Origin of the sequence: Franconibacter daqui, assembly GCF_014644275.1 — a bacterium.
Taxonomy (GTDB): Bacteria; Pseudomonadota; Gammaproteobacteria; order Enterobacterales; family Enterobacteriaceae; genus Franconibacter; species Franconibacter pulveris.
In genome coordinates, this window is record NZ_BMKJ01000001.1 from 623,435 (window position 1) to 646,840 (window position 23,406).

General features: G+C 52.3%; 25 protein-coding genes and 3 pseudogenes. 17 read left to right on the forward strand and 11 right to left on the reverse strand.

What is annotated here, in order from left to right:
- Window positions 1–6: 6 nt before the first annotated feature.
- A complete protein-coding gene (locus tag IEX01_RS02985; protein ID WP_024556027.1) occupies window positions 7–1,227 on the reverse strand; it encodes an MFS transporter in 1,221 nt (406 codons plus the stop codon).
- 83 nt (window positions 1,228–1,310) lie between these two features.
- Between IEX01_RS02985 and IEX01_RS02990 the strand changes: the two genes are divergently transcribed.
- Window positions 1,311–1,859 carry a TetR/AcrR family transcriptional regulator gene (locus IEX01_RS02990; protein WP_024556028.1) on the forward strand — a complete coding sequence of 183 codons (549 nt, stop codon included), beginning with the start codon at window positions 1,311–1,313 and terminating at the stop codon, window positions 1,857–1,859.
- Window positions 1,860–1,925: 66 nt separating this feature from the next.
- Here IEX01_RS02990 and IEX01_RS02995 read toward each other — a convergent pair whose 3' ends face one another.
- The gene (locus tag IEX01_RS02995) at window positions 1,926–2,657 is read right to left on the reverse strand and encodes a DUF6216 family protein (protein WP_188723246.1); all 732 of its coding nucleotides are present in this window, start codon (window positions 2,655–2,657) and stop codon (window positions 1,926–1,928) included.
- Between the two features lie 219 nt (window positions 2,658–2,876).
- Between IEX01_RS02995 and IEX01_RS03000 the strand changes: the two genes are divergently transcribed.
- Window positions 2,877–3,107, forward strand: coding sequence for a hypothetical protein (locus IEX01_RS03000; RefSeq protein ID WP_229701804.1), 231 nt, complete (start codon window positions 2,877–2,879; stop codon window positions 3,105–3,107).
- Window positions 3,108–3,286: 179 nt separating this feature from the next.
- Here the strand turns inward: IEX01_RS03000 and IEX01_RS21485 are convergent, their stop codons facing one another.
- The 4 genes and pseudogenes from IEX01_RS21485 to IEX01_RS21780 form a co-directional block, all read right to left on the reverse strand.
- Window positions 3,287–3,988, reverse strand: a complete 702-nt coding sequence (locus IEX01_RS21485; RefSeq protein ID WP_229701805.1) for a hypothetical protein — start codon at window positions 3,986–3,988, stop codon at window positions 3,287–3,289.
- A 43-nt stretch (window positions 3,989–4,031) separates the two neighbouring features.
- Window positions 4,032–4,172 (reverse strand): annotated as a pseudogene (locus IEX01_RS21725) (site-specific integrase); the annotation flags it as partial.
- An 81-nt stretch (window positions 4,173–4,253) separates the two neighbouring features.
- On the reverse strand, window positions 4,254–6,242 hold the full coding sequence (locus IEX01_RS03010; RefSeq protein ID WP_188723247.1) for an AAA family ATPase: 1,989 nt from the start codon (window positions 6,240–6,242) through the stop codon (window positions 4,254–4,256).
- A 299-nt stretch (window positions 6,243–6,541) separates the two neighbouring features.
- Window positions 6,542–6,853, reverse strand: coding sequence for a helix-turn-helix transcriptional regulator (locus IEX01_RS21780; RefSeq protein ID WP_373289633.1), 312 nt, complete (start codon window positions 6,851–6,853; stop codon window positions 6,542–6,544).
- Between the two features lie 96 nt (window positions 6,854–6,949).
- On the opposite strand from IEX01_RS21780, the pseudogene IEX01_RS03020 reads away from it, so the two are divergent.
- Window positions 6,950–7,158 (forward strand): annotated as a pseudogene (locus IEX01_RS03020) (regulator).
- 184 nt (window positions 7,159–7,342) lie between these two features.
- On the opposite strand, the pseudogene IEX01_RS03025 reads toward IEX01_RS03020, so the two are convergent.
- A pseudogene (locus IEX01_RS03025) lies at window positions 7,343–7,453 on the reverse strand (phage portal protein); the annotation flags it as partial.
- A 266-nt stretch (window positions 7,454–7,719) separates the two neighbouring features.
- On the opposite strand from IEX01_RS03025, the gene IEX01_RS03030 reads away from it, so the two are divergent.
- Window positions 7,720–8,355 (forward strand): Ssp6 family T6SS pore-forming effector, encoded by a 636-nt coding sequence (locus IEX01_RS03030; RefSeq protein ID WP_188723747.1) that lies wholly within the window; start codon window positions 7,720–7,722, stop codon window positions 8,353–8,355.
- Window positions 8,327–8,542, forward strand: coding sequence for a hypothetical protein (locus IEX01_RS03035; protein ID WP_029697647.1), 216 nt, complete (start codon window positions 8,327–8,329; stop codon window positions 8,540–8,542). Before IEX01_RS03030 ends, IEX01_RS03035 begins: the two co-directional genes overlap by 29 nt.
- 209 nt (window positions 8,543–8,751) lie before the next feature.
- On the opposite strand, the gene IEX01_RS03040 is transcribed toward IEX01_RS03035, so the two are convergent.
- Window positions 8,752–10,440 carry an aspartate:alanine antiporter gene (locus IEX01_RS03040; protein WP_024556030.1) on the reverse strand — a complete coding sequence of 563 codons (1,689 nt, stop codon included), beginning with the start codon at window positions 10,438–10,440 and terminating at the stop codon, window positions 8,752–8,754.
- Between the two features lie 292 nt (window positions 10,441–10,732).
- On the opposite strand from IEX01_RS03040, the gene ybjM reads away from it, so the two are divergent.
- The 12 genes from ybjM (at window position 10,733) to IEX01_RS03100 (ending at window position 20,976) form a co-directional block, all read left to right on the forward strand.
- A complete protein-coding gene (gene ybjM / locus IEX01_RS03045) occupies window positions 10,733–11,113 on the forward strand; it encodes an inner membrane protein YbjM (protein ID WP_024556031.1) in 381 nt (126 codons plus the stop codon).
- Window positions 11,114–11,226: 113 nt separating this feature from the next.
- The gene (locus tag IEX01_RS03050) at window positions 11,227–11,514 is read left to right on the forward strand and encodes a DUF1418 family protein (protein ID WP_024556032.1); all 288 of its coding nucleotides are present in this window, start codon (window positions 11,227–11,229) and stop codon (window positions 11,512–11,514) included.
- Window positions 11,498–12,220: a nitroreductase NfsA gene (gene nfsA, locus IEX01_RS03055; RefSeq protein ID WP_024559655.1), complete on the forward strand. Its 723-nt coding sequence runs from the start codon at window positions 11,498–11,500 to the stop codon at window positions 12,218–12,220. Before IEX01_RS03050 ends, nfsA begins: the two co-directional genes overlap by 17 nt.
- A gap of 83 nt (window positions 12,221–12,303) precedes the next feature.
- On the forward strand, window positions 12,304–13,206 hold the full coding sequence (rimK, locus tag IEX01_RS03060) for a 30S ribosomal protein S6--L-glutamate ligase (protein WP_024556034.1): 903 nt from the start codon (window positions 12,304–12,306) through the stop codon (window positions 13,204–13,206).
- A gap of 84 nt (window positions 13,207–13,290) precedes the next feature.
- Entirely contained in the window at window positions 13,291–13,770 is a 480-nt protein-coding gene (locus IEX01_RS03065) for a type III secretion system chaperone family protein (RefSeq protein WP_024556035.1), read from the forward strand.
- 354 nt (window positions 13,771–14,124) lie between these two features.
- Entirely contained in the window at window positions 14,125–15,237 is a 1,113-nt protein-coding gene (potF, locus tag IEX01_RS03070; RefSeq protein ID WP_024556036.1) for a spermidine/putrescine ABC transporter substrate-binding protein PotF, read from the forward strand.
- 131 nt (window positions 15,238–15,368) lie between these two features.
- The gene (gene potG, locus IEX01_RS03075) at window positions 15,369–16,502 is read left to right on the forward strand and encodes a putrescine ABC transporter ATP-binding subunit PotG (RefSeq protein WP_024556037.1); all 1,134 of its coding nucleotides are present in this window, start codon (window positions 15,369–15,371) and stop codon (window positions 16,500–16,502) included.
- A gap of 9 nt (window positions 16,503–16,511) precedes the next feature.
- A complete protein-coding gene (potH, locus tag IEX01_RS03080; protein WP_024561476.1) occupies window positions 16,512–17,477 on the forward strand; it encodes a putrescine ABC transporter permease PotH in 966 nt (321 codons plus the stop codon).
- Complete coding sequence (gene potI / locus IEX01_RS03085) at window positions 17,474–18,319, forward strand: putrescine ABC transporter permease PotI (protein WP_024556039.1); 846 nt, start codon at window positions 17,474–17,476, stop codon at window positions 18,317–18,319. The genes potH and potI overlap by 4 nt, the downstream gene beginning before the upstream one ends.
- A gap of 113 nt (window positions 18,320–18,432) precedes the next feature.
- A complete protein-coding gene (locus IEX01_RS03090) occupies window positions 18,433–18,867 on the forward strand; it encodes a YbjO family protein (protein ID WP_048888388.1) in 435 nt (144 codons plus the stop codon).
- Window positions 18,868–18,920: 53 nt separating this feature from the next.
- Complete coding sequence (rlmC, locus tag IEX01_RS03095; protein WP_024556041.1) at window positions 18,921–20,048, forward strand: 23S rRNA (uracil(747)-C(5))-methyltransferase RlmC; 1,128 nt, start codon at window positions 18,921–18,923, stop codon at window positions 20,046–20,048.
- Between the two features lie 67 nt (window positions 20,049–20,115).
- Window positions 20,116–20,976 (forward strand): alpha/beta fold hydrolase, encoded by an 861-nt coding sequence (locus IEX01_RS03100; protein ID WP_188723248.1) that lies wholly within the window; start codon window positions 20,116–20,118, stop codon window positions 20,974–20,976.
- A 39-nt stretch (window positions 20,977–21,015) separates the two neighbouring features.
- Here IEX01_RS03100 and artJ read toward each other — a convergent pair whose 3' ends face one another.
- The 3 genes from artJ to artQ form a co-directional block, all read right to left on the reverse strand.
- Window positions 21,016–21,747, reverse strand: coding sequence for an arginine ABC transporter substrate-binding protein ArtJ (gene artJ / locus IEX01_RS03105; RefSeq protein WP_048888391.1), 732 nt, complete (start codon window positions 21,745–21,747; stop codon window positions 21,016–21,018).
- A 268-nt stretch (window positions 21,748–22,015) separates the two neighbouring features.
- Window positions 22,016–22,684 (reverse strand): arginine ABC transporter permease ArtM, encoded by a 669-nt coding sequence (gene artM / locus IEX01_RS03110; protein WP_024556044.1) that lies wholly within the window; start codon window positions 22,682–22,684, stop codon window positions 22,016–22,018.
- Entirely contained in the window at window positions 22,684–23,400 is a 717-nt protein-coding gene (artQ, locus tag IEX01_RS03115) for an arginine ABC transporter permease ArtQ (protein WP_024556045.1), read from the reverse strand. The genes artM and artQ overlap by 1 nt, the downstream gene beginning before the upstream one ends.
- Window positions 23,401–23,406 lie beyond the last annotated feature (6 nt).

Below are 23,406 nucleotides of genomic sequence, written 5' to 3' on the forward strand. Positions count from 1 at the left end.
CTGCCGCTAGCGGCACGCGGCGTTTTCCTCTTCCTGCCATTCGGCGCGCTCGGGTTTCGCCACCGCCCGGGAAACCAGGAAGGCGATGGCAATCAGGCTCAGCACCACCAGCATCGCGCTGCGCAGGCCATAGTGTTCGCCGAGGAAGCCGAGCAGCGGTGGCCCCACCAGGAAAGCGATATAGCCGGTGGTGGCAACCACGCTTACGCGCGTTGGCGCATCCGGACCGGTGTCGCTTGCCGCCGAAATGGTCAGCGGGAAGCCGAGCGAGGCGCCAAGCCCCCACAAGATCACCGATGCGCCCGCAACCCAGGCGCTGTCGACAAAAATAATCAGCGCAATGCCAAGCCCGCCCATCAGGGCGCTGGCGCGAACCACCGCCACTCGGCTGTAGCGGTCGATAAACCAGCCGCCGAAAAAGCGGCCCAGCGTCATGCCAAGCGTAAAGCCTGCGTAGATAAGCGAGCCGGAAGTGGGGCTAAAGCCGTGGCCGTCCACCATCAATAGCGGCAGCCAGTCATTGGCCGACCCTTCAGCAAACGCCATCGCCAGCACCACCACGCCAATCAGCAGCAGCTGGATGTCTTTATAAAAGGGGCGGCGATTAATCGCGTTTTGTTTTTTCTCTTCGGCGCTCTCTTTGCCGACCCCTTCAGGAATGGCGCGCAGCGCGATGAAAACCGGCACGATAGTGACAAGCCCCGCCAGCAGAATATGGAAGTCGGCGCGAAAATTTAACGCCGTCAGCGTCATGCCAATGCCTGCGCCCACCAGCGTGCCGAGGCTGAAAAAGCCATGCATCATCGGCAGCACGGTTTTACCCAGCTCGCGCTCAACAATCGCCCCTTCGACGTTCAGCGCCACCTCTGCCGAGCCCAGCCCCCCGCCGAGCACCGCCAGCCCTAAGGAGAAGAGCAGCGCGACGCCGAACCAGAGCGCGCTGCTCATGATAATAATGCCGGCCACCCCCATCAGCATGGCGGTGCGAATGACCTTGCGCGTGCCAAACCGCTTTACCAGCCAGGCCGAGCAGAGAATGCCGCTCATGGAGCCCACGGAGAGGCCAAACAGCACCACGCCCATCTCCGCTGTGGAAACGGCCAGCACATCGCGGATGGCGGGAGTACGCGTGGCCCATGACGCCATGATAAGACCAGGCAGAAAGAAGAAGATAAACAGCGCCCAGGTGCGGCGACGCAGCGCCTGGCGAGTTGAGAGTGGCGACATAAGCATCCCTGACGACAGAAAAGGTAAGACAACAGTAGCAACGAAGTGTACATTTGTACATGACGACTTAGCGAGTGAAAGTGATGAATTTATCCGCCATCGGGGAACCGCCGCGCCGCGAGCGCATTTTACGCGCCACGCTTGAAGCCATTGCGGAATATGGCATCAGCGGCGTTACGCATCGCAAAATCGCCCAGCGGGCGGAAGTGCCGCTCGGCTCAATGACCTACTACTTCACCGGTATCGACGCCCTGCTGGAGGAAGCGCTGAGCGGCTTCGCCCGCGACATGTCGCAAACCTACCAGGCTTACCTGGCGAAGGCCGCCAGCCCGCAGGAAGCGTGCGAGGCGTTGACGCAGGTGATTTGCGGCGCGCAAATCACCACGCCGGAAAATATGGAGCTGATGTACCAGCTTTACGCCTATGCCAACCGCCGCCCGGCGCTAAAGGCCATCATGCAGGCGTGGATGCAGCGCAGCCAGCAGATCCTCGAAGTCTGGTTCGACCCCATCACCGCGCGCGCACTGGACGCGTTCATCGAGGGAATGACGCTGCATTATGTGGTCGACAGAAAACCGCTGAGCGAGGCGGAGATTCGGGAGATGGTGTTAAGGCTCGCCCGGGTGGAATAGGCTGTTTTTATAGCCGCAGGGGAAAGATAACGGAGCAAGCGCTTCTCTGAAAAAGGAGGCCGGCGCTTACCTTACATAGCTCAACGCTTTTTCCTGTTCGTCTAAAATATATTTTCTTAGTTTTGCACTGTAATAAAGGTGCAACGCGCAGCCTGCTGCCATCCATAATAATACAAGCTCAGTGAAAGGCAGCATGACATAAACAAACCGTTTGCCCTTCGGATACGTTTTTATCGAGCGGGTTAAATACTCCCGGCCTTCCTGCGTTATAAACAGGTCGCAAATCCCCTTTGCGACCTCCGGCGACGGCGAGGCGTGTTGGCTTAACGCGGGGGCATCGCTCGCCGGGCAATCCGATTTTTTAATCTGCCATGCAGGGGGTGAGAAAAGCGTGGATTCCTGCGCTTTGGCGTCAGAGATATAAAAAAGTTCTCCGGTGGCTTTCCAGATTAGCAATGTGTGGTTTTCTGGCGTTTTAACCGTGCGAACAAGAATAGGGCCGGTAAATAAAAACGATCCGAGGAAGAGCAAAAATGCAATGTAACCCATTGCTTTGTCGAGTTTTTTAACTTCAGGCGTTTTCCTGGTGGAAAGAGAAATAAGGAAAAAGCGCAACCAAAAGGGAGGGATTCCGGCAAGCGTTAATGTTCGGGTATTTTCTTCTTCGGTTTTTGAGAGCGTATTTTTTATTTTGATGATGAGCTTAAATGCTGCGCCGACAAAAGTGAGCAGGGCGATAAACGTCGCCACAGGGGCGTTAGAAAACTCCGTATTAATCATTTCTGTAATTGAACTCATCCTTTGCCCCTGTTTTCGCTTTGTTCACCGGCTCCCGCTGTCTGGATTTTTTATCATGCATAAGCGGTTTAGCAAGAGCTAAAAAATAAAACCATGGTTATTATTCAAAGCGATAACAATAAATCAGCGAAACTGTGTTGGGTAATATCTTTCCGACGTAGCGAAAGCATTTGGTCAGGTTTACTTTGATAGCGAAGCGCTACAAGAACATGTGGGTAAATGATAATGCGCAAAATGAACTCTGCCGACTCCTCGCTCGCTAAGCTGCTTAAACGCATTGGCATCGCGTCAGCTAACCTGGTAGAAGCGTTATCAACCGGCATCTGCTCCGTTGCCGCGTTTGCCAGCCTTTTTGTGCTGGAGGGGTGGGGAGGGAAGCTCACCGGATTTATCGTTTTTTTTGTACTGGCGTATCTCATCGCCTGGGCTGTAGACAAAGTTAAAGGGTAAGCCCAGAACGTTATCAAGGCTTGCTATGATGCGTTTTTGGGAATTTCAGGCAAGAAAAAAAACATTTATGTAAACGGGTTAATGGAAACAAAGGATTTAAATATAATCAATAAGTTAGACTGGTGGTAAGGAGTGGCGATTACGGGGCAATGCCAACCGCTGTCGCCACTGTGTCAGCACTAAGGAAAAAGCTTTGCTGCTTGGCGAGGCGGATTAATGAGCGTTTCTATTTCTTTGATGTAATCTTCGAAAACCTTTAAAAATGTCACAAGGGCACCTTCTTTGAAAAGTACTTGGTTCCCATCTCTCTCAATAACATCAGGGTGCTGATCGAGAAGTCTTACGATTTCTTGAATCTCTTGGTTGTCATTACTAACTAAACGAGCGTCATTATGAGCACAGGAATTCCTTAATTTTATAATTTTAGTTATTTCTGGAAAGGTTTTAGAATTACGTAAGCCAACAACCTTCTTAATAAACCTATGTCCTCTTTCAAAGCCCATTCCTTTTAAGTCGTTAAGGCTGATGCTCGTTGTATGTCTTTTCGAATAACTGATACAGAACTTTTCGACTTCGTGCTCTAATAGACCAATAATTGTTAATAAAGCAGAACGTCTTAGAATGCTTGGATAGTATCTTTTGAATATGTCATCAAGATTTACAGAGTGGTCATCAATTCCCATGTAGCTGTCGATGGTTATATAAATATCATCTTCGGGATATTCTGCAACAACAAAAGTATCAGGTCCCTCGGCTTCGTATTTAGCTATGCTATCTCTAATTGAAGCTTCAGTTTGGTTGATAAAGCCATGTAATAACATGATATTAAAACCAAAGTCATGTATAGGAACATGTCCAGGCTTGTTAAGGAATGTGAGCATGTAGCATAACCTTTTATCAATGATATTTCGAATATGTTACGACCTTCGCCTCTTTCATCGAGTGATTTTCAAAAGTCAATGCTTCGCCTTTAGTGGCAAACTGCTTGCGTACGCATCGTCCACTAAGCCGGGCCCGGTAGTAGTCATAAATCCATTTTCCTGTATCAAATTTTCGTACTACCATAAATAAGCTCTCGTATTTGAAGGCTAAATTGAATTATGTATTTGAACAGAGAGTAGAGTATCATTTTTATCAAAAATACGTTTACTCCTCACCAAAAAAATTAATTATGTCAAGTAGCCATGTTGGAGTATGGATCTCATCATTTTCATGGAGTACATCTATGTATTCGTCACAGAAAATATTTTTTTTACCTGGCTCATCAAAATATTTTTTAATGATTTGTTTTTGGCTTGTGGTTAGATCTAATATTCCAGCTGCAACGTTTGAGGAAAGTGTTTCCACATCCTCTATGAATGAAAATCTTTTCTCTCCATTTTTATAAAGACGATAGATTGTTTCGTAGAAACATAGTCCGTCTAATGCATCCTCGATCTCAGTTGGTGGAGATACTCTATTATCCGTTGTTTTTAGCAAGTCTACATCAGTAAAGTCTTCGCGTAGGAGTAATCGTCTTATTTTTATTTGTGGGATGCTATCTACAGATTCAAATTTATCATATGCTAAATCAGTGTCTAATAAACAGAATACTTTACCTTTAAGTGCTGGCCTTCTGTCTTTTAGAGCTAAAACTAGATATGAATAAATGTCTTTTAGTGCAAATGAACCCCCGACACTCAAGATTATTATATTTTTTTCCTCCAATTGTTCAAATTGTAAATGGGATTCAATATATTTCTTGTCAGTTCGCCCTTCACATAGTATCCAGTTATAATTATTGGAAGAGGTTATGGATGTTATTATTGATTGCACCAGGTCATGGTTGCTTTTTACTTCTAAAGTATCCAGATATGAACCACGAGATTCTTTTACAAGAGCAGATAATTCGTCTCTATAGTATTCAAGATTTATACACTTGATAAATGCTTGATTTGGGGATACATAAGTTGCACTTCCACTCATCGCCGCCGGAAGAAAACCATACCAGTGCGTGGTGCAAATCGTCTGTATGCCTAACTCACTTATCTCTCTAATTTTCTCAAACTGCTTGAAGCAAGATGTTGCATGTAAAGATAGTTCTGGTTCGTCTACGGCAAGAATGGTTGATTGCTGATTTTTTTTGGGATTTCCTTTCAAAAAGCCCATAGATAAATCGAGTAAGGCTTTTCTTTTTTCACCAGAACTTAGATTGTGTACAGGGGTATCTCTGTTTATGCTATCTATGTAATGCAAAATTTTATCACTAAAATATGACTCAATGATTTTTGCAATCATGTGGCGCTGCGTAAACGAATTTTGCCGCTGTGTTGGTCTTTTGAAATGATATTGTCCGTTAAGTTTTCTAGATAATTGTTCAACAAAATCATTCAAATAATCATTAATTTCGCTAATATCTTTTTTCTTGATGATTTTACTAATTCTCTGCTGTAGATTTTCACCAAGTAGAGATTGCAATAGTTCACTCTCGATTTTAGAATATTCTGACGTAGTTATTTCTGCTGGCAAGTAAATATAATTATAATTCTCTCTCACATATTCGAGTAATTTGTATTGTGTAGTTTGGAAAAAATTCTTTCTTTGCGCAGAATTGGTTGCAGTTGAATCAGGGATTAAATCTTCAATTTCATTTTTATAATCTTCTATGGATTCGAAAATTGACATGAATGGCACCGGAGCGTCGCCTGCACCTTTTTTTATTATCCCAATAGGAACAAGGAAATAATCTTTAACTTCGTATTGAGATTCGAGATAAGTCCTATGGTTAACGAATTTGTCGGCTAATGCTCTTTGTGAGGAATGAAAATCTTCGCTTTCTACTTGCCATGTTATATCACTTATAGCTTCTAATGTTCTAAAATTTGATGTGTTACCTTTAACTCTTTCTTTGCGGATAAGAAAAACTGGGACAATGAAAGGCTCTCTTGTGTCAAACCCTTGACTGCGAGCATCATTATTAATGTCCAGTCTATTAATATCCGCTCTATTCAGCACGGTATCAAGGGCCTGTAAGGTTGAACTCTTGCCTACCCCATTTTCACCAATCAACCATGAAGAATTTCCATTGATAGTTAATGGAATGTAATGCTGATTTCTAAAATTTTTAAAGTTTCTTAAAATTACACCAACAATCATTTTTTCATCCATTAAAAGAGTTGATTATTTGCAGGTCATGATTACCTTAGCAATGATATGGAGACCAGTAATGTTACATTTTATTTCACTCGACTTGGACTCCAGCATGATGCGATTACTAAGTCACCTGACTGGTTCGCCAGTAGAATGAATGCAATCGATAGAAGTTAACCATAAACCATCGTTTATTTCATTTGGATTATATTTTACCAGATAGGTTGCGTACTCTGTCATCAATAGATGAAATGCTTTCAACATCTTTTTGCAATAACATTAGTTTGAATAACAGATACACACTTTCACGGACTTTCCGCCACTGATTTTTTTACAAGCCTTATGATTTGAGCTTTTGTATCTAACCACATCGGGCCTTCAAATGTCCACAGCCAACGAAGAGGTATTCCTTTTTCTAATGCACATTGGATTATCCAGTCGGCTGGAAAGGTATCTCTCATATATCGATTAGCTAACATGCTTTTCGAAACACCCAAATGGTCAGCAAGGGCTTGTCGTGTCGTAAAGCCATAAGCCTCGACCAGTCGTTCAATCGCAGCCTTTCCACCCTGATTGGGCTTTATTTTGATCTCATTTGGATACATTGATGTTGGCATATCTCTAATGCAATCCTGGTATCTTTTCAGTTCCCAATTGGGTCTTTATCTCGATTACAAACAGCTCGCCACAAGCCAATAGGAGATTGTTGCATCATGACCCCAAACATTTCAATCACTCTGAATACACCTCACGTCATAATTGAACGCTACAGCGAACTAACGGGCCTGCCAGTGGATACGATTAACGACATGCTTGCCGATGGTTGCTTTCCGCGGCACAGCCTGCGCACGAGAAGGTGATGATTAACATCATTGCACTGACCGTGGATGTTCTCTCTGATTGTAATGTTACTATTAACTAGTTCTATTCTGAGACCTTGCGGAGTAGATAGCTATGTTTGATTATCGCCTTTCAATACATCCTCATTTTAATGAAGTTTAGCTGACCTTCGCTTTGCCTCATAACATAGCTAAACTGGCAGAACGAGTTGGCATGAACTTCACTCCCAACCCCTACATTGCTACCATAATCCCCATCATCTACGTCGGCACACGGTGCACAGCCATCATGTTATCCCGGCTCACGTTCTTAATATTCAGAAACACATCCTTAGCCACAAGCTCTGACAACGGGATAATCTGAATCCCGTCCTTTTCCCGTTAAGCGAGTACGAAATACATCCGTTGGTCAAAATATTGCCGCTTTACATAAATCGGCAAGCAGTAATGCAAAATGTGGCCCAGATTTTTCAAATGGCTTTATTCTGCCAGCTTTGATCTGTTATGTTTCGCTCAAGCTGTTACACAATCATCTAACTATAAGATTTTAAATGAAAAAATTTTGACAAAGCTTGATCTGCTGCTTGAGGGCGCAGAGCGTATTGATTAAACTATGCGCTCTTGAGATAAAGGATTATGACTGTATGGACGTAAAACAAATAGCTAAAGGGATTATTGATGGCTTAGCTTCAATCCCTGAAGGTGTCTTATTGTCTGCTGTCAGGACAATAGAAGGATCTGGAATTGCCGGTAGAGATCTTAAAATTCGTAATGCATTTGAAACCGAGCGGTTTATGAGAATGCTAAAAAGCATAGCAACTAATCAAGAACCGCTTCGACAGCTAATATCGATAGTCATAACTGACTTTTATTCGAAATTAGATGAAAACGGTAAAAAAGCGATAAGCGAAAAGATAGGCTACGCAGAAGCAAAAGCTGGAAGCCGCATGGGGGCGCAATTCGCCTTATCACAATATGTAGCGACAAGAATAATTACAGTCTTAAGAACAAGTAAAGCTATGAGCCGCCTGATCCGTGTCGCCTCTGGCTTTACGCTTAACATACTGTTATTGCAGGGAGTCATTGAGGAGGCTGCCAGAGCATCCCGAAGAATGAGAATAAAGTACCCTGTAACGTATATGAAAGTGTCTCCCATGAATTTGGATATGGTGTACTTTCTTGTCGAAGTTCAACTGGAACCATACCTATTATTTATCAACAGCCACCCTCTACGGTGCAAAGGGATAGAAAATGAACTCTGCCGACTCCTCGCTCGCTAAGCTGTTTAAACGCATTGGCATCGCGTCAGCTAACCTGGTTGAAGCGTTATCAACCGGCATCTGCTCCGTTGCCGCGTTTGCCAGCCTTTTTGTGCTGGAGGGGTGGGGAGGGAAGCTCACCGGATTTATCGGTTTTTTTGTACTGGCGTATCTCATCGCCTGGGCTGTAGACAAAGTTAAAGGGTAAGCGTAGGGCTACGAGAAGGTTATCAGGGCTGACTGTTCTGCGCTTTTGGGAGATTTCAGGCAAGAAAAAACCCATCAACCTTGAACCAAGATGGCGGGGTTGATGGGCTCCACAATATGGGGACATCAAAGAAAAGCAGTGGCACTAATTGAGACTGACGCTAAAGCGAAAAGTTCTGCCGTTCATAAAAATTTTCTTATTTTTCTTTCTCAGAGGCCAAGACCCGGCCAGATTATCACAATCAGCGTCCCCGCAAGCGTCAGCAGCACGTTGGCTATGGCATAGGTGCCGGCATAACCGAGCGCCGGAATATTGCTGCGTGCAGTGTCGCTAATGATTTCCATCGCCGGCGCGCAGGTGCGCGCGCCCATCATCGCGCCAAACAGCAGCGCGCGGTTCATGCGCAGCACGTAAGCGCCAAACAGGAAGCAGATAGCCACCGGCAGCAGGCTCACCAGCAGGCCCGCCACCAGCATCTGTCCGCCCACATCGCCAAGCCCGCGGCCGATGCCGCTGCCCGCGCTTAAGCCCACGCCCGCCATAAAGACCATCAGGCCGAACTCCTTCACCATCACCAGCGCGCCCTGCGGGATATAACCGAAGGTTGGATGGTTGGCGCGCAGAAAGCCGAGCATGATGCCGGCAAACAGCAGGCCCGCGGCATTGCCGATGCCAAAGCTGAACGAGCTGAACTGGAAAGTGATCATCCCTATCATCAGGCCGACAATAAAGAAGGCGCAGAAAGCCAGCAGGTCGGTCACCTGGCTGTGAATGGAGATAAAGCCGATGCGGTCGGCGATGGTTTTTACCCGTCGCGCGTCGCCGCTTACCTGCAACACGTCGCCTTTGTTCAGCACGATGTTGTCGTCGATAGGCATCTCTATCTGGCTGCGGATCACGCGGTTTAAGAAGCAGCCGTGATCGGTAAGCTTAATCTGCCCCAGACGGCGACCGACGACGTTGTGGTTTTTCACCACAATCTCTTCGGTGACGATGCGCATGTCGAGCAGATCGCGATCGAACACCTCTTTGCCGTTGCGAAAGCTTGGGTCCAGGCGAGCGTGCGCGTCCGGGTAGCCCACCAGCGCTATTTCATCGCCCATCTGCAGCACCGCGTCGCCATCCGGGTTCGCCAGAATACCGTTGCGGCGGATGCGCTCGATGTAACAGCCGGTCTGGCGATAAATGCCGAGTTCGCGCAGGTTTTTGCCGTCCGCCCAGGCGACAAGCTCCGGCCCGACGCGGTAGGCGCGAATGACGGGCAGGTAAACCTTGCGGTTAGCGTCGGTATCCAGCCCGCGCTCGCGCGCTATCTGCTGGGCGCTGGTCTGTAAATCCTGATGTTGAAGCTTCGGCATATAGCGCGCGCCGAAAATCAGGCTGACCAGACCGATAAGATAGGTCAGGGCGTAGCCGAGGCTTAAGTGATCGAGCGCCGCCGCCAGCTGGTCGTTGCTCATGCCCGAATGCCTTAGCGTATCGCCCGCGCCTACCAGCACTGGCGTTGAGGTCATTGAACCCGCCAGCATCCCGGCGGTCAGGCCGATATCCCAGCCAAAAAGTTTGCCAAGGCCCAGCGCAATCAGCAGGGCGCTGCCGACCATAACCAGCGCCAGCATCAGATAATTCTTACCGTCGCGAAAAAAAATGGAAAAAAAGTTGGGTCCGGCTTCAACCCCTACGCAAAAAATAAACAGCATAAAGCCGAGATTAAGCGCGTTTGTGTTAATCGCGAAGTGCTGTTGGCCTAATAATAAAGAGACCACTAAAACGCCAATGGAATTACCCAGTTGCACCGAGCCAAGGCGTATTTTCCCAAGGCACAAGCCGAGTGTGAGCACCACAAATAATAACAGGATGTAATTCCCATTTAACAAATCTGCGACGTTTATATTCACTGAGGATAACTTCTTGTTTACTAGTAAGTTGTTGAAAGGGGTGGGGTTTTGCGCTAAGGTTTCCACCAATAACGACAGGGTTTTTTCTTATTTTCACATGCCCTGAAATCACCTGCGGAACATTACGCAGCGGCTAGTTTAATCGCAATGAAGATCAACGGCTAGTAAGAATAGTGTACTTATAGAGTACGTTTTTTTGGCAAGGATAGCTACCACGCTTTATCAGACTGGGCGCCCTGAAAGGCGGCTTTCAGTAAATCCGATACAGGCATTATCAAGGGGATATCTGTTGATGCGAAGACAAAGCTGGGCGGGGACCATTTGTTGTTTCGTCCTGTTTATTGTGGTGTTCATTTTCCATAAATGGCTTTTAACCCGTGGTTCCCCTATAGAGGGAAGAATGGATTTGGGCATGCTTTTCTTTATTTTGCCAGGCATCGTGGCGAGCGTGTTTTGCCGCAACGCCCGGGTTGTGAAACCGATGCTCGGCGCCATCCTCGCTTCGCCGCTCTGTCTTTTGCTGTTTCTGATGTGGCGCGAAAGCGAACGCTCGTTCTGGCAGGAACTGGCGTGGACCTTCGGCGCGGTCTTCTGGTGCACGCTGGGCGCGTTGTGCTATCTCTTATTACTGACGTTGATTAAGCATTACGATGCGGCGAAAAACCGGCTCTGAAGCCGGTTTTTTATCGCAGCGCTTTACGAAACGCGCTGATAACGCTTCTTCAGGCTAAAAGCAACGGCAGAATATCAGGTTATACTTTCGAGCTTTGACGACCGGAGTTCCCCATGCGTTCACCTGTCATTCCCAAATCCTTGCTGCTGCTGGAAGCGGTGGGGATGGCGCTGCTGCTGCTGGCTTTACTCTCATTTAACCAGTACGTGACGCTGCCCGCGCCGTTTAACGGCGGTGCAGCGAGAGTGGGAATGCTTTTCGCGGGCGTGGCTTTGATATTGCCTGCGGCAGTGGCGCTGATGATTGCGCTGGCGCGCCAGCTGGCGCCGCGGCTGATGAACGCGGGCTCCGGTCCTTCCGCTCACCAGGATAAGGAAAAACGCGATGACGCCGACCATTGATCTTTTACGCGCCCACCGTTCCATTCGCCACTACACCGACGAACCGATCACCGAAGCCCAGCGTGAAGCGATTATCGCCAGCGCCCAGGCTGCATCAAGCTCGAGCTTCCTGCAGTGCAGCTCAATTATTCGCGTTACCGATACGGCGCTGCGTGAAAAGCTGGTGACGCTGACCGGCGGCCAGCAGCATGTGGCTCAGGCGGCGGAGTTCTGGGTCTTCTGCGCTGACTTCAATCGCCATCTGCAAATTTGCCCGGACGCGCAGCTCGGGCTTGCCGAACAGCTGCTGCTGGGCGTGGTGGATACCGCGATGATGGGACAAAACGCCCTGACGGCGGCCGAGTCTTTAGGGTTAGGCGGCGTTTATATCGGCGGCATTCGCAACAGCATCGAGGCGGTAACCGAGCTGCTTAAGCTGCCAAAGCATGTGCTGCCGCTGTTCGGCCTGTGCCTCGGCTGGCCGGCGGATGACCCGCAGGTGAAGCCGCGTCTGCCCGCCTCGCTGGTGGTGCATGAAAACCACTATCAGCCGGTAGACGAGGCGACGCTTGCCCGCTATGACGAGGAACTGGCGCACTACTACCTTAGCCGCGGCAGCAATACCCGTCGCGATACCTGGAGCGATCATATCCGTCGCACCATTATCAAAGAGAGCCGTCCTTTTATTCTCGATTACCTGCATAAGCAGGGCTGGGCAACACGTTAACCCTTTTGACGCGTCCCCCTTCGTTGCGAAACGCGGGGGGTGTATGATACGCGGGCATTTACGTTTGTTCAGAGAGGTGCAGGGTGAAAATCGCCATTTTGTCCCGGGATGGTACGCTCTATTCGTGTAAACGCCTGCGTGAAGCGGCCATGCGCCGCGGCCATCAGGTTGAGATCCTCGACCCGCTGTCATGCTATATGACTATTAACCCGGCGGCCTCGGCCATGCACTACAAAGGGCGCCAGTTGCCCCATTATGATGCAGTCATTCCCCGCATCGGTTCCGCCATCACCTTCTACGGCACCGCCGTGCTTCGCCAGTTTGAAATGCTCGGCAGCTACCCGCTGAACGAATCGGTGGCTATCACTCGCGCGCGCGATAAGCTGCGCTCATTGCAACTGCTGGCGCGTCAGGGTATCGACCTGCCTTTGACCGGCATTGCGCATTCGCCGGATGACACCAGCGACCTGATAGACATGGTGGGCGGCGCGCCGCTGGTGGTCAAGCTGGTGGAAGGCACACAGGGCATCGGCGTGGTGCTGGCGGAAACGCGCCAGGCGGCGGAAAGTGTGATTGACGCCTTCCGCGGGTTGAACGCCCATATTCTGGTGCAGGAATATATAAAGGAAGCGAAAGGGCGGGATATACGCTGTCTGGTGGTGGGCGACAGCGTGGTAGCGGCCATTGAGCGGCAGGCGAAAGAGGGCGATTTTCGCTCCAACCTGCACCGCGGCGGGGTGGCGCGCATTGCCGATATCTCGCCTGAAGAGCGTGAAATCGCCCTGAGGGCGGCGCGCACGCTGGGGCTGGATGTGGCGGGCGTCGATATTCTTCGCGCCGAGCGCGGGCCGCTGGTGATGGAGGTCAACGCCTCGCCGGGGCTGGAGGGCATTGAAAACACCACCGGCATTGATGTCGCATCCAGGATGATTGAGTGGGTAGAGCGGCATGCGAATTCCGACTTTTGCCTGAAAATGGGCGGATAAGCGGCTAATCATGGTATGGAAGGAGGAATTTGCGTAAGCTATCCTCTTTTGATTTTATCGTTACTGAAAGAGGTATCCGGTTTTATGCATTCACTCGTCGTCCCGACTCTGGACACCCTGCGCCGCTGGCTCGATCGTCTCGGCGTGAGCTTCTTCGAGTGCGATACCTGTCAGGCGCTGCACCTTCCTCACATGCAGGATTTCGACGGTGTTTTCGACGCGAAGATCGATCTGCTCGATAACGTGGTGCTCTTTTCCGCCATGGCGGAAGTCAAGCCTTCGGCGCTGCTGGCGGTGGCTGCGGATCTCTCCGCCATTAACGCCGGTTCGCTGACGCTAAAAGCGTTTCTCGATATTCAGGATGATAACCTGCCCAAACTCGTCGTCTGCCAGGCGTTGCATGCCCAGGTGGGCGTCAGCGAAGAGCAGTTCGCCGCTTTCTTCCGCCAGAGCGAACAGCAGATCTCCATGGTGATTCTGGAAGCCCGCGCGCAGCAGTTGCTTTACACACCGGAAGAAGAGGAAAAAAGCGACCGCGTAGTGAATAACCATTTTCTTCACTGAGCCCGCCTCTTATTAGCGCAGTCGCCACCAGGGCGGCTGCTAAATTTGACTTTTTATTCTGTCCTCAGCCTCTTCTTAAAGCATTTTTCACCGCTTCAACCGCCAGTTTGGCTTATCACATAGAGCGATTCAGCCTAAAAAATTGATAAAAGGCGTTTTTTATACCGGGCTATAGCCTCGGGACCGGGCTACAGTTATCCTTGCGCTGGCTTGAAAAGCGTGCAACGTCTGCCGAAGGTCCTCCGGTCCTTTTTCTGTGCAGGTGAACAGATATGCATGATTTTTGCATATGTCTAAATGCGTAAATTTAGCTCGCTCAACGGGCTTTTACCCTTTATTCAGAAGGAAACAGATATGTCCACCCAAGGTAAAAAATGGTTGTCGGGTGTGGTTGCCGGTGTGCTGATGGCATGTTCCGCCACCGCCATGGCGGCTGAACAAAAGACGCTGCATGTATATAACTGGTCTGATTATATTGCACCGGATACGGTCGAAAACTTCACCAAAGAGACCGGTATAAAAGTGGTTTACGACGTGTTCGATTCCAACGAGGTGCTTGAAGGAAAACTGATGGCGGGCAGCACCGGCTTTGACCTCGTCGTCCCTTCCGCAAGCTTCCTGGAGCGCCAGCTTACGGCAGGCGTCTTCCAGCCGCTCGATAAGAGCAAGCTGCCGAACTGGAAAAACCTCGATCCGGAGATTCTCAAGCTGGTCGCGAAACACGACCCGGATAACAAATACGCCATGCCTTACCTCTGGGCGACCACCGGTATTGGTTATAACGTCGATAAAGTCAAAGCGGCGCTTGGCGCCGACGTGCCGTTGAACAGCTGGGATCTGGTGCTGAAGCCGGAAAATCTCGCTAAGCTGAAAAGCTGCGGCGTCTCTTTCCTGGACGCCCCGGAAGAAATTTTCGCCACCGTGCTGAACTACCTGGGCAAAGACCCGAACAGCACCAAAGCGGATGACTATACCGGTCCTGCTACCGATCTGCTGCTGAAGCTGCGCCCGAACATTCGCTACTTCCATTCCTCTCAATACATCAACGATCTGGCGAATGGCGACATTTGCGTCGCTATCGGCTGGGCAGGGGACGTATGGCAAGCTGCTAACCGCGCCAAAGAAGCGAAGAATGGCGTGAATATCTCCTACACCATCCCGAAAGAGGGGGCGCTCGCCTTCTTTGACGTTTTCGCCATGCCGAAAGACGCCAAAAACACCGATGAAGCCTATCAGTTCCTCAACTATCTGATGCGCCCGGATGTAATGGCTCACATCAGCGACCACGTTTATTACGCCAGCGGCAACAAGGCCGCCACGCCGCTTGTGAGCAAAGAGGTGCGCGACAACCCGGGTATCTACCCGCCTGCCGATGTATTTGCCAAGCTCTTCACACTTAAGGTGCAGGAGCCGAAGATTGACCGCGTAAGAACCCGCGCGTGGACTAAAGTGAAAAGTGGTAAATAAATAAACCAGCTTTTGCGTAACGGTACCGCTCCGGGCGTTAACGCCCCTTCTGGACAGAGGTCGCAAGCCTCTGTCCAGACGTTTGTGCGGCATTGCCCGCACCGTTTTATTGTTTTGCCGGAGAGCAAATCGTGACTGATGCTACCCCTCGCCCCCAGGCGAAAACCCGCAAGGCGCTTACCCCGCTGCTGGAAATCCGCAACCTGACCAAATCCTTCGACGGCCAGCACGCCGTAGACGATGTCAGCCTCACCATTTATAAAGGCGAAATTTTCGCTCTGCTTGGCGCCTCCGGCTGCGGCAAATCCACGCTGCTGCGCATGCTGGCGGGTTTTGAGCAACCGACCACCGGGCAGATCATGCTGGATGGCGTCGACCTCTCCCATGTGCCGCCCTATCAGCGGCCCATTAACATGATGTTCCAGTCGTACGCGCTCTTCCCGCATATGACCGTGGAGCAAAACATCGCCTTCGGCCTTAAGCAGGACAAACTGCCGAAAGCGGAAATCGCCAGCCGCGTGCAGGAGATGTTAAGCCTCGTGCATATGCAGGAGTTCGCCAAACGCAAGCCGCACCAGCTCTCTGGCGGCCAGCGCCAGCGCGTGGCGCTCGCCCGCAGCCTGGCGAAACGCCCGAAACTGCTGCTGCTTGATGAACCTATGGGCGCGCTGGATAAGAAGCTGCGCGACCGCATGCAGCTCGAAGTGGTGGATATTCTCGAGCGCGTGGGCGTGACCTGCGTAATGGTGACCCACGATCAGGAAGAGGCGATGACCATGGCGGGCCGCATCGCCATCATGAACCGCGGCAAGTTTGTGCAAATCGGCGAGCCGGAAGAGATCTATGAACATCCCACCACCCGCTACAGCGCGGAATTTATCGGCTCGGTCAACGTCTTCGAGGGGCTGCTGAAAGCGCGCCAGGAAGATGGTCTGGTGATCGATTCGCCCGGCCTGCTTCACCCGCTGAAAGTGGACCCGGACGCGTCGGTCGTGGACGGCGTGCCGGTTTATGTCGCGCTGCGTCCGGAAAAAGTGATGCTCTGCGACGAACCGCCTGCGGATGGCTACAACTTCGCGGTGGGCGAAGTGGTGCACATCGCCTACCTCGGCGACCTCTCTATTTATCATGTACGGCTCAAAAGCGGGCAGATGATTAGCGCCCAGCTTCAGAACGATCACCGCTATCGCAAAGGCGCGCCGACCTGGGGCGATGAAGTTCGCCTCTGCTGGGATGCGGACAGCTGCGTGGTTCTGACGGTTTAAGGAGGCGAAATGAGTAGTACGTTTGAACGCCACGGCGAACCTGTCGCCGACGTGAAGCCCGGCGGCGCTAAGCTCTGGCTCGCTCGCCTGCAGATGGCCCATGGCCGTAAGCTGGTTATCGCGCTGCCTTACCTGTGGTTAATTTTGCTCTTTCTGCTGCCGTTTCTGATTGTATTTAAAATCAGCCTGGCGGAGATGGCGCGTGCTATTCCGCCCTATACGGATCTGGTGAGTTGGGAAGAGGGGCAGGCTTCGATTCTGCTCAACTTCGCCAACTTCCTGCAGCTAACGGACGATCCGCTTTATTATGAGGCGTACCTGCAGTCGTTGCAGGTGGCGGCGGTTTCGACAATTTGCTGTCTGCTGCTCGGTTACCCGCTCGCCTGGGCCGTGGCCCACAGCAAGCCTTCCACGCGCAACATCCTGCTGCTGCTGGTTATCCTGCCGTCGTGGACGTCGTTTCTTATTCGCGTCTACGCCTGGATGGGCATTCTCAAAGAGAACGGCATTCTGAATAACGTGCTGCTGTGGCTCGGCGTTATCGATCAGCCGTTAACCATCCTGCACACCAACCTCGCGGTTTATATCGGTATCGTTTACGCCTATCTGCCGTTTATGGTGCTGCCGATTTACACCGCGCTGACGCGTATCGACTACTCGCTGGTGGAAGCTTCGCTGGATCTCGGCGCCCGTCCGCTGAAAACATTCTTCAGCGTGATTGTGCCGCTGACCAAAGGCGGGATTATCGCCGGCTCCATGCTGGTGTTTATTCCGGCGGTAGGCGAATTTGTTATCCCGGAACTGCTGGGCGGTCCGGACAGCATTATGATTGGCCGGGTCCTCTGGCAGGAGTTCTTTAATAACCGCGACTGGCCGGTGGCGTCGGCGGTAGCGATAACCATGCTGGTGGTGCTGATCGTGCCTATCATGTGGTTCCATAAGTATCAGAACAAAACCATGGGGGACCACGCATGAATAATCTGCCTGTTGTGCGTTCTCCCTGGCGCATCCTGATCCTTATCATCGGCTTTACATTCCTGTATGCGCCGATGCTGATGCTGGTGGTTTACTCCTTTAACAGCTCGAAGCTGGTCACGGTCTGGGCGGGGTGGTCGACGCGCTGGTACAGCGAGCTGTTCCAGGACTCGGCGATGATAAGCGCCGTGACGCTGAGCCTGACCATCGCCGCCTGCGCAGCGACGATGGCGGTGGTGCTGGGGACTATCGCGGCGGTGGTGATGGTGCGGTTTGGCCGCTTTCGCGGCTCAAACGGTTTCGCTTTTATGCTGACGGCGCCGCTGGTGATGCCCGATGTCATTACCGGTCTGTCGCTGCTGCTGCTGTTTGTGGCGATGGGCCACGCCATCGGCTGGCCTTCGGATCGCGGCATGCTCACCATCTGGCTGGCGCATGTCACGTTCTGTACCGCCTATGTTTCGGTGGTGATTAGCTCCCGCCTGCGCGAACTGGATCGTTCCATTGAGGAAGCGGCGATGGATCTTGGCGCTACGCCGCTGAAGGTTTTTTTCGTCATCACGCTGCCGATGATCATGCCGGCGATTGTTTCCGGCTGGCTGCTGGCCTTTACGCTTTCGCTGGACGATCTGGTTATCGCAAGCTTTGTCTCCGGCCCCGGCGCCACCACGCTGCCGATGCTGGTTTTCTCCAGCGTCCGCATGGGGGTGAATCCGGAGATCAACGCCCTGGCGTCGATTATCCTCGGCGTGGTCGGAATAATCGGACTTATCGCCTGGTTCTTTATGGCCCGGGCAGAAAAGCAGCGACTGCGCGATATCCAGCGTGCAAGGCATAGCTGAGCGACCTAAAATCTGCAATCATGTGCCTTCAGCGCCGCGCGAGCCGCGGCGCTGTATCACAGGGAAGGCGAGATTTGGACATTTTCAGCAAACCGCGAAATTCACATGCCAGAATGAACGCCCCGACGCTGGTGCAGGTGGCGGCAATAGCGATTATCACCACCCGGTGTGTCGATCTCCTTTTGCTTTTTAACCTGCTCGGCCTGCGCGGCACGATGGATTTTATCCACCGCAGCGTGCAGACCTGGAGCCTGACCCTGATTTTCCTTGGCAGTCTGCTGATGCTCTGCGTGGAATTCCGCTGCGCGTTCGTCATTCTTAAAGGACGAAGTTGGGGACGCTGGGTTTATTTGTTAACCCAGATTGTCGCCGTCAGCTATCTCTGGGCTGCCTCTCTGGGCTGGGGCTATCCGGAGCTTTTCAGCATCGCCGGCGAGTCGAAACGGGAAATTTTCCGCTCCCTGGTGATGCAAAAATTGCCGGACCTGCTGGTGCTCTTTCTGCTCTTTGTTCCCTCTCCCAGCCGACGATTTTTCCAGCTACAGTAATTCGCCAGGCGTGATAGAATCGCCGGTCCGCGTTTTCCTTAAGGTTTTTTGCTATGCACTGCGCACTCTTTGATGCCGGGCGCTGCCGATCCTGCGCCTGGATTGAACAGCCGATGGCGACTCAGCTTACCGCCAAAATGAATGATTTACGCCAGCTGCTGGCGGAGCATCACGTTGGCGAATGGGCAGAGCCGGTCAGCGGGCCGCAAGAGGCGTTTCGCAATAAAGCCAAAATGGTGGTGAGCGGCAGCGTGGAAAAACCGCTGCTCGGCATGCTGCACCGCGACGGCACGCCGGAGGATCTTACCTCTTGTGCGCTTTATCCCGCGTCGTTTTATGCCGTTTTCGCCGTGCTGAAGCCCTTTATCGCCCGCGCCGGGTTAACTCCTTATAACGTGGCGCGTAAACGTGGCGAATTAAAGTATCTGCTGCTCACGCAAAGCACGCTGGACGGCGGCATGATGCTGCGCTTTGTGCTGCGTTCGGAAGCCCGGCTTGAGCAACTGCGCGCCGCGCTGCCCTGGCTGCAGGCGCAACTGCCGCAGCTTAAGGTTATCTCTGTGAATATTCAGCCGGTGCATATGGCGATAATGGAAGGGGAGAAAGAGATTTGGCTGACGGAGCAGCAGGCGCTGGCGGAAAACTTCAATGGCGTGCCGCTCTGGATCCGCCCGCAGAGCTTTTTCCAGACCAACCCGGACGTCGCCGGTAAGCTCTATGCTACCGCCCGCGACTGGGTGCGGGCGTTGCCGGTACGGCATATGTGGGATCTCTTTTGCGGCGTGGGCGGTTTTGGCCTGCACTGCGCGACGCCCGCGATGACGCTTACGGGGATTGAGATAGCCCCTGAGGCTATCGCCTGCGCCACACGCTCCGCCGAGATGCTCGGGCTGAAGGATGTGCGCTTCCAGGCGCTGGATTCCACCCGGTTTGCGACAGAGCAGGGCAACGTTCCCGATCTGGTGGTGGTGAACCCGCCGCGGCGCGGTATCGGCCAGGAACTTTGCGACTACTTAAGCCGCATGGCGCCGCCGTTTATTCTGTACTCGAGCTGTAACGCGCAGACGATGGCGAAAGATATCAGCCTGCTTACAGGCTATCGCATCCTGCGCGTGCAGTTGTTCGATATGTTTCCGCATACCGCGCATTACGAAGTGTTAACGCTGCTGGTGCGACAATAAGTCTCAGCCGTCGCTGATTGCCGTTGCGGCCTATACTCTCTGCAGGCCAACCTGGCAGAGAGACGCGATGTTTAACGACTTCACTCATGAGAAAATCACGGTTACCCACGCCACGCTGAACGTACGCTACGGCGGCAACGGCCCGCCGGTATTGCTGCTGCACGGGCATCCGCGCACCCATATGACCTGGTCGAAGGTGGCACCGCTGCTGGCGAAGCAGTTCACCGTTATTTGCCCCGATCTGCGCGGCTTCGGGCAGTCTTCTGTGCCTGTTGATACGCCCGATCACGCCGGTTCCGCGAAACGAGCGAAAGCGCAGGACTGCGTTGAACTGATGCAAGCGCTGGGCTTCCCGCGTTTCGCCATTGTCGGCCATGACCGGGGCAGCTACACCGCTTACCGCGCGGCGCTCGATTTCCCCCACCTCATCACGCGCCTTGCGGTGCTGGACAGCGTGCCGATTCTGGAGGCGCTGGAGCGCTGCAACGAAAAGTTCGCCCGACAGTGGTATCACTGGTTTTTCTTCGCGCAAAAGGAGAAACCGGAGCGGGCGATTCTGGCCGACCCGGACGCCTGGTACGGCGGGCGGACAGCGCAAATGAATGACGACGAGTACGCCGATTTTCACCGCGCCATTCATGACCCGGCAACGGTGCACGGCATGCTTGAGGATTACCGCGCCGGTTTAACGGTTGACCGCGAGCATGAGGCGGCGGACCGCGCAGCGGGGCTTAAAATCCGCTGTCCGACGCTCTGCCTGTGGTCGGAAAAAGACGATCTGGTCGATCTCTATGGCGATGTGCTGGCTATCTGGCGAAACTGGGCTGACAACGTGCGGGGCGGGGCTATCCCGAGCGGGCACCATATGGCGGAGGAAGCCCCCGAAGCGTTGGCGCAAGCGCTGATGTTATTTCTGCAGGAAAAATAAAGGCCCGCGTAGCGCGGGCCTTACCATGCGTGTTTATTGTTACTGCGGGAACCACTGGTCGCTGATTTTCTGATACGTGCCGTCCGCTTTAATGGCGGCCAGCGCGTCGTTCAGTTTCTTCAGCAGCGCCACGTTATCCGGGCGTACTGCAATGCCAAGGCCGGTGCCGAAATATTGCGGGTCGGTCACTTTCTCGGTCGCGGTGCCGAGCTGCGGGTTGCTCTTCAGCCATTCGTTTACCACAGCGGTATCGCCAAACACTCCATCCAGACGACCGTTTTTCAGGTCGATAATCGCATTCTGGTAGCTGTCATACGCCACGGTTTTCACTTCCGGGTGCTTATCCTGCAGGTATTTCTGGTGCGTGGTGCCGTTTTCCATGCCAATGCGTTTGCCTTTCAGGTCGGCAAAAGACTTATAGGCGCCTTTTTTGGCGATAACCACGGCGGAGTTAGCGTAATAAGGGGCGGTAAACGCGACCTGCTTCTGGCGCTCCGGCGTGATATCCATACCCGAAATCACAGCGTCATATTTTTTAAATTTCAGCGACGGGATCAGGCTGTCGAAAGCGTGGTTGGTAAAAGTGCATTCTGCCTGCATTTGTTTGCATAATGCTTTCGCCAGATCGATATCAAATCCGACAATCTGGTTGTTCGCATCCAGCGACTCAAAAGGAGGATATGTCGCGGAAGAACCGAAGCTGATTTTTTCTGCCGCAGCGGCGTGGAAAGCGGCGCCAGCGAGTATGGCGGCCAGAATGAGTTTTTTCATCGTGAAGCTCCCGTCTGTCAATCTTGTTTTATTTCACCGTTTGCCCGGCGTGAAAACACCATGCCATTTAATGAATTTATATGCAATAAAATGTATAATTATTTGCATGTAAACCTCTTCCCGGACGGGGGGAGGGCTGGGGCTTCGGTAAGGCGGGTCTGCAGATAAACGTGCTTTGAGGGGCGGGTAAGCGAATCGCTACCCGCCAGAACGTCAGGCAAGAACACTGGGCAACCAACGGCGCAGCGCCCCTTCTCCTGGAAGGGGGTTAACTGCGGCGCTCAAACGCCAGCGCGCGGCGTTCAACCAGGCGCATCAGCAGCGTCAGCAGGCCGTTGACGATGAGGTAGATAACACCCGCCGCGCCGAACACCATCACGTCGTAGGTGCGTCCGTACAGCAGTTGCCCGTGGCCCATCACTTCCATCAACGTGATGGTGTAAGCGAGCGAGGTGCTCTTAAACACCAGCACCACTTCGTTGGAATAAGACGAGAGCGCGCGTTTGAACGCATAGGGCAGCAAAATAGCGAGCGTATCTTTCTTGCTCATGCCCAGCGCCCCGCAGGATTGCCACTGGCCTTCGGGAATGGCGCGGATCGCTCCGTAAAACAGCTGCGTGGTATAGGCCGCCGAGTTGAGCGAAAGCGCAATCAGCGCGCACAGCCAGGGTTCGGAGAGCAAATGCCACAGCGCCGGGTAATTCTGCAATGAAGGGAATTGCCCCGGTCCGTAGTAAATCAGGAAGATCTGCACCAGCAGCGGCGTGCCGGTAAAAAGCGTAATATAGCCGCGCACAATCCACACCAGTACCGGCGTTTTCAACGTCAGGATGATGGTGAAGATAAGCGAAAGCAGCAGCGCGACGACAATAGAAGCCGCGGTCAGCGTCAGGCTGGTATGCAGCCCTTTAAGGAGCTCAGGTAAATAATCCAGCATTAGCCTGGTCTCCGTTCAAAACGCGTAGCGCGACGATCGATATGGTTGAGCACATACTGGCTGATAAGCGTGATAACCAGGTAAATCGCCGCCGCGATAATGTACCAGGTAAAAGGCTCCTGGGTGCGGGTGGCGATGCTTTTTGTTTGCAGCATCAGGTCGTTAACGCTAATCAGCGACACCAGCGCGGTATCTTTCAGCAGCACCAGCCACTGGTTGCCGAGGCCAGGCAGCGCGTGGCGCCACATCTGTGGCATCACCAGGCGAAAGAAAATCGCGGTTTTGGACAATCCCAGCGCCTGCCCCGATTCCCACTGGCCGACCGGCACCGCTTTAAGCGCGCCGCGCAGGGTCTGCGAAGCATAAGCCGAATAGAGCAGGGAGAGGGCGATAACGCCGCACAGGAACGGGCTGACGTCGAAATTCTCAATCTGCATCTGCACCGGAATTTGCGCAAATCCGAGGTTAATGTTGAAACCATCGGAGAGCAGGAGCAGCAGTTGCGAGGAGCCGAAATAGATAAACAGCACCACCAGAATTTCCGGCAGGCCGCGCAAAATAGTCACCAGCGCGGTGGCTATCCACGCCACGGGCCGCCATTTCGCCGACTCCCAGACGGCGAAAATCATCGCCAGCACGAGGCCGATGATAAGCGCGCAAACGGCAAGGCCGACGGTCATCCCGGCGGCGCTTGCTAAAGGAAACATATCGTTCATTCAGGC